Below are 13202 nucleotides of genomic sequence, written 5' to 3' on the forward strand. Positions count from 1 at the left end.
GAAGGGATCCACAGTGCAGCTTCACCACGTTCGAGTTCACACAAGCGACGAGAACCTGGCCCGCGAGGACCAGCTGGCCTGGAAGATCGCCGAGGTCGCCGCCGACCCGGCCCCGGCTTCCGAGGAGGTGACCGAGATGGTCATTAACCGCGTGATTGACAATGCCTCCGTCGCTGCGGCCAGTCTGACCCGGCGCCCGGTGATTGCCGCTCGCTCGCAGGCGCTCGCCCACCCGCGCTCGAACGGCGGCGACGGAGCGTCCGTGTTCGGCCTCGCCCCCGCGCGCCGCGTCTCCCCGGAATGGGCGGCCTGGGCCAACGGTGTTGCCGTGCGGGAGCTCGACTATCACGACACTTTCCTCGCCGCCGAGTACTCGCACCCCGGCGACAATATCCCGCCGATCACGGCCGTCGCCCAGCACCTCGCCGCCTCGCGCGGCCTGACCGGCCGTGACCTCATTCGCGGTATCGCTACCGGGTACGAGATTCAAATCGACCTGGTGAAGTCGATCAGCCTGCACGCACACAAGATCGACCACGTTGCCCACCTCGGCCCGTCGGTCGCCGCCGGAATTGGCACCCTGCTCGGACTCGACAAGGAAATCATCTTCCAGGCCGTCGGCCAGGCCCTGCACACGACGACCGCAACGCGGCAGTCGCGAAAGGGCGAGATCTCGTCGTGGAAGGCGCACGCCCCGGCCTTCGCCGGCAAGATGGCCGTCGAGGCCGTCGACCGGGCGCTTCGCGGCGAGACCAGCCCGACTCCCATTTATGAGGGCGAAGACGGCGTCATCGCGTGGTTGCTCGACGGCCCGGACGGCTCCTACGACGTGTCGCTGCCGAAGCCCGGAAGCATCAAGCGTGCCATCCTAGACAGCTATACCAAGGAGCACTCGGCCGAATACCAGGCCCAGGCTTGGATCGACCTCGCCCGCAAGCTGCACAATGAGCACCCCGAGCTGCTCGTCGCCGGTGCGATTAAGACGGTCGTGCTGCACACCAGCCACCACACGCACTACGTCATCGGCTCCGGAGCCAACGATCCGCAGAAGTACGATCCCACGGCGAGCCGCGAGACGCTCGACCACTCCATTCCGTATATCTTTACGGTCGCGCTGCAGGACGGCGCTTGGAACCACGTTGATTCCTACAGTCCGGAGCGAGCCAGCCGGCCAGACACCATCGCCCTGTGGCAGACCGTCACGACGACCGAAGATGCGGAGTGGACGCGTCGTTACCACTCCCTCGACCCGGCCGAGAAGGCCTTCGGCGGTCGGGTGGAAATCGAACTGACCAACGGGATGCGCCTCGTGGACGAGATCGCTGTGGCCGACGCGCATCCGCTTGGCGCTCGCCCCTTCGCCCGCGCGGAGTACATCAACAAGTTCCGCACCCTGGCCGAGCCGGTTATGGAGGCATCGGAGATCGAACGCTTCCTCTCTCTGGCCCAGCGCCTGCCCGAGCTCGAGGCGGCCGAACTCGGTCGCTTGACCATCGTGGCCAAGCCTGGACTGCTCGCGTCGATCGCCACGCCGAACGGAATCTTCTAATGCTGTACGCCGGCACGACCGCAGCCGACAAGCGCATCGCACTGCGAGTCGGCTTGTCGAATGGCAAGATTTTGCGCTATCCGGGGGCGTTCAACCCGCTCTCGGCCAAGCTGATCCAGCAGAAGGGGTTTGAGGGCGTCTACATTTCGGGCGCTGTGCTCTCGGCCGACCTCGGCCTGCCCGACATCGGCCTGACCACCCTGACCGAGGTGGCTGGCCGGTCGCAGCAGATCGCCCGGATGACCGACCTGCCAGCGATTGTCGACGCTGATACCGGTTTTGGCGAACCGATGAACGTGGCGCGCACCATTCAGACCCTCGAAGACGCGGGACTTGCCGGCATGCACATCGAGGACCAGGTCAACCCGAAACGCTGCGGTCACCTCGATGGAAAGCAGGTAGTGGATGCCGACACCGCGATCAAGCGCATCCGCGCGGCCGTCGATGGGCGCAGGGACCCGAACTTTCTCGTGATGGCGCGCACCGACATTCGTGCCGTTGACGGCTTGGACGCCGCGGTGACCCGGGCGAAGCAGCTGCAGGATGCCGGCGCTGACGCGATCTTTCCCGAGGCGATGGGCAGCCTGGCCGAGTTCGAAGCGATTCGGTCTGCCGTGTCGGTGCCGATCTTGGCAAACATGACCGAGTTTGGCAAGGGTGAGCTGTACACCGTGCAGCAGCTCGAAAACGTGGGCATGAACCTGGTGATCTTTCCGGTGTCCCTGCTGCGCCTCGCAATGGGGTCGGCGGCGCGTGGACTTGACGCGATCGAGCAGCACGGGTCGCTCCGCGAGATGCTGCCCGAGATGCAGCACCGGGCCGACCTATACGAATTGCTCGATTATGCGTCGTACAGCACCTTCGATTCGGGTATCTTCGATTTCACGTTGAACCCGCACATTTCGACTTCGTCACCGGTATAAAGGGGAGCACAATGTCTGACACGGAAACACTCGCGCCACACGTATACAAGGGCCTGACCGGCGTCGTCGTTGACACCACCGCGGTCTCCAAGGTCAACCCAGAGACTAACTCGCTGCTCTACCGGGGCTATCCGGTGGAGGAGCTCGCGGCGAAGAAGAGCTTCGAAGAGGTCGCCTATCTGCTCTGGCACGGCGAACTGCCCACCGAGCCGCAGCTCGCCGACTTCGAGGCGCTCGAGCGGTCGCTGCGCCACCTCAGCCCGGTGGTCAAGCGCATCATCGACGAGCTGCCGCTCACCGCCCACCCGATGGATGTCGTGCGCACCGCGGTGAGCGTCATCGGCGCGAGCGATCCGGACGCCGAGAACCCGTCACCGGAATCCGACCTCGCCAAGTCGATTCGGCTGTTCGCCCAGCTGCCCGCGATCGTCTCGTACGACCAGCGCCGGAGGCACGGCTTGGACCTGGTCGAACCGCGCGACGACCTTGGCTACTCGGCGAACTTTCTGCACATGGCGTTCGGTGAGGTGCCCGAGCTCGTCGTCGTCAACGCCTTCGACGTGTCGATGATTCTGTACGCCGAGCACTCCTTCAACGCCTCGACGTTCACCGCGCGGGTCATCACCTCCACCCTGTCCGATTTGTACTCGGCGGTGACCGGCGCGGTCGGGGCGCTCAAGGGGGCGCTGCACGGCGGCGCCAACGAGGCCGTCATGCACACCTTCACCGAGATTGGCCTCGGCGCCGGATCGGCCGCGCGGGCCGAACCGTGGCTGGGCCAGGCGCTCGCCGAGAAGCGCAAGATCATGGGTTTCGGGCACCGCGTTTACAAGAGCGGCGACTCGCGGGTTCCGACCATGCGGGCCGCGCTCGTCACCCTGGTCGACCATTACCAGAAGCCGGAACTGCTCGAACTGTACGAGGCCCTCGAGACGGCAATGACGTCGCGTAAGGCGATTCTGCCCAATCTGGACTATCCGTCTGGCCCGGCCTACCACCTGATGGGCTTTGACACCCTCACCTTCACGCCACTCTTCGTCGCAGCGCGCATCACCGGGTGGACCGCGCACATTATGGAGCAGAAGAAGAGCAACGCCCTGATTCGTCCGTTGTCGGCCTACACCGGTGTCGACCAGCGTCAGGTTCCGTAGCGATTTCTTCAGAATGGATGCCGCGCTGCCAGCTGGCAGCGCGGCATCCATTTGTTGCTTGCCTGGTTCGCAACCTCGTTAGCATTGCGTTGTGGTTAGCATTGCTGAATGACACTTGATGCCCATAACGCGTCCACCCTCTCGACCGAAACGGCGGCTACCGCGTGAGCGTGCACCTGGTCGGCGGCGGGGGAGCCGCCGCGCACGACACCGACGTGTTTGGAACATTCCTGGCCGAGGTCACCGCTCGGGCCATCCAGGCCGGCCGTGACGAGCCCCTAGTCGCCATTATCACCGTCGGCCCCGGCAGCGCCCATGCCGAGGAACTGGCCGCATCGCTCGGCGACAGCGTGCAGACCCGCCGCACCGCGCTCGCGCCCGGTGATACCGGCGACCTTACCGCCCTGGGCGCGGTCGACGGCATCGTCATTGGCGGCGGCGTGACGCCCGATTACCTGGCTGCTGTCGCGCCTATTTCCGGCGAGATCCGCCGTCAGGTATCGGCAGGGGTGCCCTACCTCGGTTTCTCGGCTGGTGCCATGATCGCGGCCGAACGGGCCCTGATCGGCGGCTGGCGCATCGGCGGCGTCGAGGTCACGCCCGAACACGTCTCGGAAGGCCTCGACGAGATCACCCTGGCCCAGGGCATCGGACTGCTCGACGTCACGGTCGACGTGCACGCCGCCCAGTCCGGCAGCCTATCCCGACTGATCGCCGCGACCGAGGCCGGCCTCATCGATGGTGGCCTCGCCATCGACGAAAACACCGTGCTCGTGGTCGGCGAGGGTGCGCTCACCGTGCTCGGAGCCGGCAGCGTCTGGAACGTCAGCCAGGCCGACGGCGGCGTGCTCGTGAGCACCATCGGCGCCTAGGTGCGGCCGTGACACTCGGCAAACGGATGCCGCACCGCCAGCGATCAGGCGCCCGCGCGTTCGCTCGCTGTCCGGCCTGGCCGGTGCGAACGGTGACCTGGTGACCCTTGATGAGCTCGCCGCGAGCGGTCAGATTGACGCGGGCTGGGCCCGGGCGCTCGCGCCGGTGGCCGATGATCTCACCGGAGCCGGCAAGTTTCTGGCGAGCGAACGCGCAGCGGGCCGCGAGGTGCTGCCAGCTCCTGAGCACCTGTTGCGCGCCTTTCGCCAGCCGTTTGATGCCGTGCGGGTGCTCATCGTCGGGCAGGACCCGTACCCCACTCCGGGGCACCCGCTCGGTCTGGCCTTCGCCGTCAACGCCGACGTACGGCCGTTGCCACGCAGCCTCGGTAACATCTACACCGAACTCGAAACCGATCTCGGCCTGCCGCGCCCCGAGCACGGCGACCTCTCGGCCTGGACCGATCAAGGGGTGCTGCTGCTGAACCGCGTGCTCAGCGTGGGGGCCGGCGCGGCCGGTTCGCATCGGCGGCGCGGCTGGGAGGCGGTGACCGACCAGGCTATTCGTGCGCTGGTGGGGCGGGGGCATCCGCTCGTGGCGATTTTGTGGGGACAGGATGCCGGCAAGCTGAAGCCCCTGCTCGGCGACACACCGGTCATCGAATCGGCACATCCGAGTCCGCTGTCGGCTCGCCGCGGATTTTTTGGCTCGAAGCCGTTCAGCGGCGCCAATCGGTTGCTCACCCTGCAGGGGGCTGCACCGGTGCAGTGGGCGCTTCCGGTAATCTGGAATCAACCAGAAAGGGGAGTGCCCGGTGCTTGAGGAAGAATACGAGCCTCGTCGTCGGCTGCCCCGCCACCTGCGGCCGGAAATCGCGACCGAGGCGCCATTTGACTACACGATGCGCGAGGTGCAGGCGACCGACCTGCCGGATATTCGCGAAATCTATAATTATTACGTCGCCAACAGCACCGTCACCTTTGACGAAGATGCTATGACGCTCACCGAGTGGCGTGACAAGTTTTACTATCTGACCAAGCAGGGAATGCCGTTCATCGTTGCGGTGTCGCCGGCTGGTCAAATTCTTGGCTACGCCCTGGTCGCCCCGTGGAAGCAGAAGAAGGCCTACCGGTTCACGGTCGAAAACTCGATTTACCTCGGCGCAGCATCGACTGGTAAGGGCCTTGGCCGCGAGCTACTCGCCGAGCTGATCACACGGTCGAAGGCGGCCGGCCTCAAGGAAATCATTGCCGTCATCGCCGATCAGGGAGCGGATGCCTCGATCAAGCTGCACCGCGACTCCGGCTTCGAGGAGATCGGCCGCATGGGTAAAGTCGGCTTCAAGTTCGAGCGCTGGCTCGGCACTATTTTGCTGCAAAAAAGCCTGAAGTAGGCCCGCTGGCCCCGTTTCGTTATCTTCGGGCAGCTCCGCAGCCCGGCGGAGAATACTTGTGTGTAAGACAACTCTCTGAGCGGGAAGGAGCACGGTATGACTGAGGAATACGATCTGTTCGTTATCGGCGCCGGAATGGCCGGTATCACAGCGGCCAACAGGTGCGCTGCGAAGGGGTGGCGGGTTGGCATTGTCGACTCGCTCCCGTACGGCGGCACGTGTGCGCTGCGCGGATGTGATCCGAAGAAGATTCTGCGCCGGGGCGCTGAAGTGATCGATGCCGCTCACCTGATGCGGGGCAAGGGCATCAGCGAGAACGAGCTGACGCTTGACTGGTCGGCCCTGATGCGTCATAAGCGAGGCTTCACCGATGGTGTGCCGCGGGGTATTGAAGACGAACTCGTGCGAAACGGCGTGGCAACCTTTCATGGCACGGCCCAATTCGCGGGACCAAATCATCTCGAGATCGACAGCGTGCAGCACCGGGCGAAGCGGTTTCTGATCGCTACCGGCGCGGGGCCGCGCCCGCTCGATTTTTCCGGCCATGAGCACCTGATCGACAGTACCGACTTTCTCAACCTCGAGGCATTGCCCGGTCGGATCGTGTTCGTCGGTGGTGGTTTCGTCTCGTTCGAGTTCGCGCATATCGCAGCCCGAGCTGGCGTGGACTGTGTGATCGTCGATCGCGGCGACCGCCCGCTGCGCGAATTCGACCCCGACCTCGTCGACGTGGTCGTGCGCAAGAGCGAGCATGTCGGCATCCGTGTGAACCGCTCAAGCACGGTCACCAAAGTAACTCGCACCGCAACGGGGCTTCAGGTAGCGGTCGATCAGGCTGGCGTTAAGACCATGATCGACACCGATCTGGTGGTGCACGGTGCCGGCCGGGTTCCATACCTCGACGGTCTGAATCTTGCAGCTGCGAACATTGCCTGGGGTCCACGGGGCATTGATGTTTTTGGACACCTGCAAAGCCGCAGCAATCCCGCGGTGTTCGCCGCCGGCGACGTTGCCGACACCCCTGGACGTCGCCTCACCCCCGTAGCGGTGTTCGAGGGCAAGGTGGCAGCGTCGAACATGCTCAAGGGAACCACTACCGTGCCCGACTACGCCGGGGTCCCCACAACCGTTTTCACAATCCCCGAGTTGAACCGTGTCGGCATGCTCGAGCACGAAGCCCGCCGAGACGGCCGTGACATCACTGTGCGCTACAACGACACCGGTGGCTGGTACTCCAACTACCGAGTCGGCGAGACCGCCGCGGCGACGAAGGTCATCATCGATACGGCGACCGATCAAATTCTCGGGGCTCATCTATTCGGTCCCGACTACGCGGAACTGATCAACACCTTCGGCCTCGCCATCAAGCTGGGTCTCACCACTCGACAGCTGAAATCGACGACCGCGACTTACCCCTCGATCGGCTCCGACCTCGGCTCCATGCTCTGACCCGGCGTCACCGGGGATGACTGTTCGCGGTGCATGCTCGCTCAAGAACTCCACTACCGGCTCGGATCCGAACTGGTAGCCTCGTTGGTTACTCTTCTGGTGGGTACCACACGCGGTCACCGTTGACTTTTGCGAAGCTGGTCGAGGTTCGGCTCATGATGTCGGCCACGTGCAGGCTCCGAGCCAGCAATGCGTCTCCGATCAGTGATCGGTGACAACGTGCACCGGTCACAGCCCAGCGAGTAGAGCCTTCCAATATGCCTTGCAGTCGGACGCAGCCTCTGACGAGACAAGCTGACCGTGTTGCACCGCCACCCGGCACTTGCCGGGTGCCGCCTCGTTAACAGTGACGTTGACACGAGATTCATCCTCCAACCCGCAACGCCAATAGCGCCACTTCCCGGTCGCTGAAGTGGTGGGCCCGTCCGTCACCTTGATCCCGTTGAACGAGGTGCGGCCGTCGACTAGGGCGATCCAGGCAGCGAGAGCCACATCCATCGAGCCCAGTACCGTCTTGCTGATGCTGGCGGCAAAGGTGCCGTCGCCTTGCTGTCCAGGGATGCGGCGGCCGATGTGCTGCTCGTAGGCGATCGTGATGCCCTGCGCCCACCAGCCGTCGTTCGCGAGATTCAGGTGCGCAATCTCCTGCTGCACCAGCGGCACGATGTCGGGATGAGAAAGTTCTCTGCCGCCCCTCCCATCAATCAGAGCAACCCATTCCGGCCACGCGCGCTGCGTCACTTTCTCGTAGGGGCCAACCCCTTGTGGTTTCGTCATGGGCAAAATCTAGCGGATGGCGCTCACCTCGGCCTGATCCACCCTGACCGTATTCCACGGCTCCGGCGCCTCCCTCACCGGGCTTTTGCAAGTTCGGATGCGCTGATTAACTGCGCTACCTGGCGTCGCGGGGGGTGTTCATTCGGCCGACGGCGTTCAATACGGCGCGCCGTGGGTAGATGCTGGCTATTCGGGCCAGCAGTGCGTTGCGGGCGCCGACCAGCACGACCGACGGGGTCACCGAGCGGTCGAGCGCCGAGAAAGAGGCGCGCATGACCTCGTCGACTGTCAGCGGCGTGCCCTTCTTGCCGCTGCTGGTCTGGGCGACCTCGAAGAACTCGGTGTCGGCCGGGCCCGGGCAAATTGCTGTCACTTTCAGGCCGCTGGCCCGGGTTTCGTAGCTGACCGCCTCGGTGTAGCTGAGCACGTAGGCCTTGGTCGCACCGTATACCGCCATGCGCGGCACCGGCTGGAACGCAGCGGTGCTGGCCAGGTTGACGAGGGCCGCCGTGTGTGGATGCAGCGAGGCGGTCTCGACCAGATCGGGCAGAAAGGCGTGGGTCAGCGCCGTCAGTACGTGCACATTGAGTGCCACCTGCTCCCGCTCGCGCGCCTGGTCGGAGTCGAGCACGGTGCCAAAGGTGGCAAATCCCGCATTGTTTACCAGCGTTCCGATGGTGATCTTTCGCTCGCGGAGGTCGCGCACCAGCTCGGGAACGGCATCCGCTTCGGTGAGATCGAGCGGAATGACGGTGGAGACGGTGCCGTATTTCTCGGCCAGGTCGACCGCGAGGGCTTCGAGGCGGGCCTGCCGGCGAGCGACGAGCACCAAATCTGCACCCCGCTGGGCGAGTTCGTGGGCGTAGCCGACGCCGAGTCCGCTCGACGCTCCGGTGATGAGCGCGGTGGTGCCGATGGGGTTGTACAAAGCGCTAGCCATGGCTTAAAGCTAGCCTCGTTGCGCGGCAACGGCCAGTGCTGGCTGGCCGGCCGGCCCGGTCGAAGTAGGCTCGGGTCATGGCTGATCCACACGAACTGACCGCCCTTGAACAATGGCAGGCCCTGCAGAACGGCGACATTAGCCCGAGCGAGCTCGCCGGGCATTATCTCGCCCGCATCGAGAAGTTCAATCCGGCGCTCGGTGCCTTCGTCACGGTGACAGCGGAGACGGCCAGGGTCAGGGCTCGGTTCGTCGAAGAACGGATGCCGCGCACCGCGCCGCTCTGGGGCATCCCGTTTGCCGACAAAGACCTGCAATCACGTGCAGGGGTGCCAGCCGGGTTCGGCTCGCGCCTGTTCGCGAACTACGTACCCGAGGAGTCGGACGACCTCGTGCTGGCGCTCGACGACGCCGGGGGAGTCAGCCTGGGAAAGACCAACACGCCAGAATTCGGGTTGCCCTCTTATACCGAAAGTCTCGCTGCGCCGCCGGCTCGGAACCCGTGGAACCTCGACCTCGGTGCCGGGGGATCCAGTGGCGGTGCCGCCACCGCTGTCGCTGCGCGCCTCGTGCCGTTCGCCCCCGGCTCCGACGGTGGCGGCTCGATTCGCATACCCGCTGCCGCCTGCGGTCTCGTCGGGCTGAAACCCTCCCGCGGACGGGTGCCGGCGGCATCCGGAATCGACAAGCTGGCCGGTCTGTCGGTCGGCGGCCCCCTGGCGCGCACGGTAGCGGATGCCGCGCTCCTGCTCGACGCCATGATCGCGCCCCGAGACGGTCGCCCCGACCACCACTTCGCCCTTCGAGCCCCGGGAGACGAGGCCCCGCTGCTGGCCGCCGCCGTGCGCGCTGAGGGCCGCTTTCAGCTGGGCGTCATGACCACATCGGCCTGGGACGATGACTACTCCATAACGATCGCCCCCGAAGCGCAGGCCGCGCTCGACCTCGCCGTCACGGGTTTCGCCGCCCTGCACCACGGACTCGAAGAGACAGCGCTGGTACCCGACCCGAGCTTCGCGCCGGCGTTTAGAACCATCTGGCAGGCCGGAGCGGCGAGCATCCCCGCCAACACCGAGGCCGAAATCGCCCTACTCGAGCCTCTGACCCAGTGGCTGCTCGCCCGCGGACGCGCGCTTGGGGCCCGCGACCTGGCCGAGGCGCTCGCCGCGCTGAGCGCGTTCGAGCGCTCGTTCATTCACCAGCTGTCGAAGTTTGATGCCGTGCTCACCCCAGCGATGGCGCTGACGCCGCGGCCGGTCGGCTGGTACGACGCTCACGACGGCGAGGCGAACTTCGCCCAGCAGGTGCAGTACACACCGTTCACCTCGATGATCAATGTGAGCGGGCTGCCAGCCATCGTGCTGCCGGTGCACCAAACCGACGACGGCCTGCCGATGGGCGTGCAGCTCATTGGTCGACCCGGCGGTGAGGCGACGCTGCTCGCGCTCGGTGCGCAGCTGGAGCGCCGCATCCGTTGGCAGGATCGGGTGCCGCCCGAGCCGGCGTAGCCTGCCGGCGCGTGCCTACCGGCGCGCCGCCACCGGCCGCGACGGCCACCAAAACCGGTCGTCGACCAGAAACACCAGGGCTGGAACCAGCACGGTGCGTACGACGAGGGTGTCGAGCAGTACCCCGATGCAAACGATCACGCCGATTTGGGTCAACGCCACAACCGGCAACACTCCGAGCACGGCGAATACCGCCGCGATCAAAATTCCGGCGCTCGTGATCACCGCGCCGGTCGAGGAGAGCGCTCGCACCATGCCTTCCCGCGTGCCATGGCGCCGGGCTTCTTCCCGCGCTCGCGTGGTCAGAAAGATGTTGTAATCCACGCCGAGCGCCACCAGAAAGAGAAAGGAGAACAGCACGACGTTGGTGTCGAACGCGGCAAACCCGAGCAGGTTCTGAAAGATCAGGTTCGAGGCGCCGAGGCTCGCGAAGAAGGTGCCGAGCACGGTCGCAATCAGCAGTACCGGCGCCACGAGGGAGCGCAGCAGCAGCGCCAGAATGAGAAACACGATGCCCAGGATCAGCGGCAGAATCAGGTCCTGGTCCCGTTCGGCGCTGATCTTCGTATCGAGGGCCGTGGCATCGCTGCCCCCGACCAGTGATTGCGAAACCGCGCCAGGAGCATCCGCTAAATCGGTGCGCAGTGCGGCGATAGTCGCAAAGGTCGTATCGCTGCCCGGTTCACTGTCGAGCGTGACGTCGATGCGGGTGCGGCCATCGGCGTTCTCGCCGGCCACCGCCGAGGAGACCCCCCGGGCGGCGAGGGCGACAGCCACGGCGTCAGCGGATGCTGTCTCTGGTGCCAGAACGACCGTCTGGCTGGTCAGCCCCGCCGAAAAAGACGCATCCACGATCTCCTGCGCACGAACGGACTCCGGGTTGCCGAGCAACTGGTCGGCCTGGGAGAGCCCCACGGCGGCGCCGTTCAGCCCGAACGCGAGGGAACCGATGGCCACCACCGACACCACCGTGATGGTCGCCGGGTGCTTCGACACACCCCGACCGAGCCTGGTCCAGAAGCCGGTGCGCACCGATGCGGCCTGATCCTGCACCCGAGGAATGAACGGCCAGAACAGGCCACGCCCGCACACCACGAGCGCGGCCGGCAGCACGACTAGAGCAAACCCGATCGCGATGAGCACGCCGATGGCGCAGGCGATGCCGAGTGCGCGGTTGCCGGCTAGCTCGGCGAAGACCAGGGTGAGAAGGCTCAGCGCGACCGTGCCGCCGCTCGCCGCGATGGCTGGGCCAGCGCTCGTCACGGCGGTGCGCATCGCGGCAGTGCGATTCTCGGTGTGCAGTAGTTCTTCCCGATAACGGGCCACGAGCAGCAGCGCATAGTTGGTACCGGCACCGAACACGAGCACGGAGAGAATGCCCGAGATCGAGGCGTCGAGGGTGAAACCGAGCGGTTCGGCCAGTGCGCCGGCGACCTTGCCGGCGAGACCGTCGGCGAGGCCGACAACGGCCAGGGGCACGATCCAGAGCACTGGGCTGCGGTAGGTCACGATGAGCAGCACCGCGACCACGATCACCGTTACGAGCAAGAGTCGAAAGTCGGCTCCGGCAAAGGCGTTGGTAATGTCGGCCTGAAAGCCGACCGGTCCGGTGACAAAGGCGGTTAGTCCAACTGGCAGGGCGTTCGACGCCGTCGAACGGATGTCGGTGGCCGTCTTGGCAATATCGGCCGTCGCGCTCGCCGACTCCAGCGGCACCACGCTCAGCCCAGCCCGCCCGTCATCGCTGAACCGCGGTGTGGTCGCTTTCGGGGCGATCGACATGGCACCGAGTTGGTCTGCTGCGACGGTGATCGCGTTCTGGTCGGCCTCCGTGAGGGCGGCGCCGTCCCGGCTCCAGACCACGATTGCCGCCGTCTGGTCGGCCGAGGGAAACTCGGCGAGAAGTTCGGTGACCTGGGCGGCCTGGCTGCTCTCGGGCAGGCCGGCGGTCGGAAAGTCCGCGGATTCATTGGCAGGGAGCACCGCGAATAGCACTCCGACGGCAATAACGGTGCCGAGCAGTACCGCCCAGGCGGTGCGTTTGCCGGTGATGAAGCGCGTGATCGCGAGCACGATTCCTCCCAGAACCTCGGTGATCGCTATCTTAGCTAGGTAGATACTTTGTGGCTTGTTTTGAATTACTCAAAACAAATGCTACGGTGAACGCATGATGACCGACTCGAGCCAGCGTGTGGCCGACGCTGGGTTGCTGGCCGACAGTATCCGTTTGGCCGGTCTCAAGGTAACTGCGCCGCGTCTGGCCGTGCTGCGTGCACTCTCCGACTCTCCGCACTCCAACGCCGATGCCCTGTTCGGCGCGGTGCACTCCGAGCTTCCGGGCACCTCCCTGCAGGCCGTATACGGGGTGCTTGCCGCCTTCGCCACTGCCGGACTGGTACGCAAGATTGAACCGGCCGGTTCGCCAGCACTGTTCGAACGTCGGGTCGACGATAACCATCATCACATCGTCTGCACCCGCTGCAGCGTCGTGCACGACGTTGAGTGCGCCGTCGGCCACGCCCCCTGCCTCACCCCAGCGGATGCGCTCGGTTTCGATGTGCGCGCCGCCGAGGTCATCTACTGGGGCCTCTGCGCACAGTGCCAGCTGGAAACTACCCACCCATAATTTTCTTCACTCA

General features: G+C 65.4%; 12 protein-coding genes. 9 read left to right on the plus strand and 3 right to left on the minus strand.

Annotated features, from left to right (window positions below; all coding sequences use genetic code 11):
• Nucleotides 1–13 precede the first annotated feature (13 nt).
• From CXY75_RS10870 to CXY75_RS10900, 7 genes are all read left to right on the plus strand, one after another.
• Entirely contained in the window at nucleotides 14–1549 is a 1536-nt protein-coding gene (locus CXY75_RS10870) for an MmgE/PrpD family protein (protein WP_104082843.1), read from the plus strand.
• Nucleotides 1549–2472: a methylisocitrate lyase gene (gene prpB / locus CXY75_RS10875; protein WP_104082844.1), complete on the plus strand. Its 924-nt coding sequence runs from the start codon at nucleotides 1549–1551 to the stop codon at nucleotides 2470–2472. Before CXY75_RS10870 ends, prpB begins: the two co-directional genes overlap by 1 nt.
• Before the next feature lie 11 nt (nucleotides 2473–2483).
• On the plus strand, nucleotides 2484–3623 hold the full coding sequence (locus CXY75_RS10880) for a bifunctional 2-methylcitrate synthase/citrate synthase (protein ID WP_104082845.1): 1140 nt from the start codon (nucleotides 2484–2486) through the stop codon (nucleotides 3621–3623).
• Between the two features lie 164 nt (nucleotides 3624–3787).
• Complete coding sequence (locus tag CXY75_RS10885; protein WP_104082846.1) at nucleotides 3788–4495, plus strand: Type 1 glutamine amidotransferase-like domain-containing protein; 708 nt, start codon at nucleotides 3788–3790, stop codon at nucleotides 4493–4495.
• Between the two features lie 100 nt (nucleotides 4496–4595).
• Complete coding sequence (locus CXY75_RS10890) at nucleotides 4596–5318, plus strand: uracil-DNA glycosylase (RefSeq protein ID WP_233201847.1); 723 nt, start codon at nucleotides 4596–4598, stop codon at nucleotides 5316–5318.
• Nucleotides 5311–5889 (plus strand): GNAT family N-acetyltransferase, encoded by a 579-nt coding sequence (locus CXY75_RS10895; protein WP_199182432.1) that lies wholly within the window; start codon nucleotides 5311–5313, stop codon nucleotides 5887–5889. Before CXY75_RS10890 ends, CXY75_RS10895 begins: the two co-directional genes overlap by 8 nt.
• Nucleotides 5890–5985: 96 nt before the next feature.
• On the plus strand, nucleotides 5986–7338 hold the full coding sequence (locus tag CXY75_RS10900; protein WP_104082848.1) for an NAD(P)/FAD-dependent oxidoreductase: 1353 nt from the start codon (nucleotides 5986–5988) through the stop codon (nucleotides 7336–7338).
• A gap of 228 nt (nucleotides 7339–7566) precedes the next feature.
• On the opposite strand, the gene CXY75_RS10910 is transcribed toward CXY75_RS10900, so the two are convergent.
• Together CXY75_RS10910 and CXY75_RS10915 are read right to left on the minus strand one after the other, a co-directional pair.
• Nucleotides 7567–8115, minus strand: coding sequence for a hypothetical protein (locus CXY75_RS10910; protein ID WP_146069447.1), 549 nt, complete (start codon nucleotides 8113–8115; stop codon nucleotides 7567–7569).
• Between the two features lie 115 nt (nucleotides 8116–8230).
• On the minus strand, nucleotides 8231–9055 hold the full coding sequence (locus tag CXY75_RS10915; protein WP_104082850.1) for an SDR family oxidoreductase: 825 nt from the start codon (nucleotides 9053–9055) through the stop codon (nucleotides 8231–8233).
• A 77-nt stretch (nucleotides 9056–9132) separates the two neighbouring features.
• On the opposite strand from CXY75_RS10915, the gene CXY75_RS10920 reads away from it, so the two are divergent.
• The gene (locus CXY75_RS10920; protein ID WP_104082851.1) at nucleotides 9133–10563 is read left to right on the plus strand and encodes an amidase; all 1431 of its coding nucleotides are present in this window, start codon (nucleotides 9133–9135) and stop codon (nucleotides 10561–10563) included.
• 15 nt (nucleotides 10564–10578) lie between these two features.
• On the opposite strand, the gene CXY75_RS10925 is transcribed toward CXY75_RS10920, so the two are convergent.
• Nucleotides 10579–12636, minus strand: a complete 2058-nt coding sequence (locus tag CXY75_RS10925) for an MMPL family transporter (protein ID WP_104082852.1) — start codon at nucleotides 12634–12636, stop codon at nucleotides 10579–10581.
• 94 nt (nucleotides 12637–12730) lie between these two features.
• Between CXY75_RS10925 and CXY75_RS10930 the strand changes: the two genes are divergently transcribed.
• Entirely contained in the window at nucleotides 12731–13189 is a 459-nt protein-coding gene (locus CXY75_RS10930; protein ID WP_369826714.1) for a Fur family transcriptional regulator, read from the plus strand.
• Nucleotides 13190–13202: the final 13 nt, after the last annotated feature.

Source organism: Cryobacterium sp. Y11 (genome assembly GCF_002929535.1).
GTDB lineage: Bacteria > Actinomycetota > Actinomycetes > Actinomycetales > Microbacteriaceae > Cryobacterium.